The sequence below is a fragment of the Alkalicoccobacillus porphyridii genome, from assembly GCF_007293315.1.
Lineage (GTDB): Bacteria > Bacillota > Bacilli > Bacillales > Bacillaceae_D > Alkalicoccobacillus > Alkalicoccobacillus porphyridii.
Genome location: NZ_VLXZ01000196.1, coordinates 1 through 275, shown reverse-complemented (window position 1 = coordinate 275; position 275 = coordinate 1). Strand labels below are relative to the sequence as shown.

At 58.9% G+C, this 275-nt stretch carries 1 protein-coding gene; it reads right to left on the bottom strand.

All coding sequences use genetic code 11. The features are described 5' to 3' along the window. Positions 1 to 275: Mur ligase family protein (locus FN960_RS24005; protein ID WP_260682102.1), on the bottom strand; the 275-nt coding region annotated here is incomplete at both ends.

Sequence of the window (275 nt, the reverse complement as noted above, 5' to 3'; positions counted from 1 at the left end):
CCAGCCCGTGGGAGGAAACTTCCATTGCGCAAAACGTCGCGCCCTGATCCACCAGCCCCGCAAGCTCATGCTGAACATCGACTGCCGAACCGGTGGTATTTTCTGTCGGGATCACTTTCCCCAGCAGGCCGTTACCAACGGTGCCCATTACCGCGCTGGTTTCGCCAAGCAGTTGGCTCCACTGCGCCAGCAGCTGGGTAGTCGTGGTTTTGCCGTTGGTGCCCGTTACGCCTACGAGACGTAAATTGTCAGAGGGTTCATGGTAAAAGCGGCCC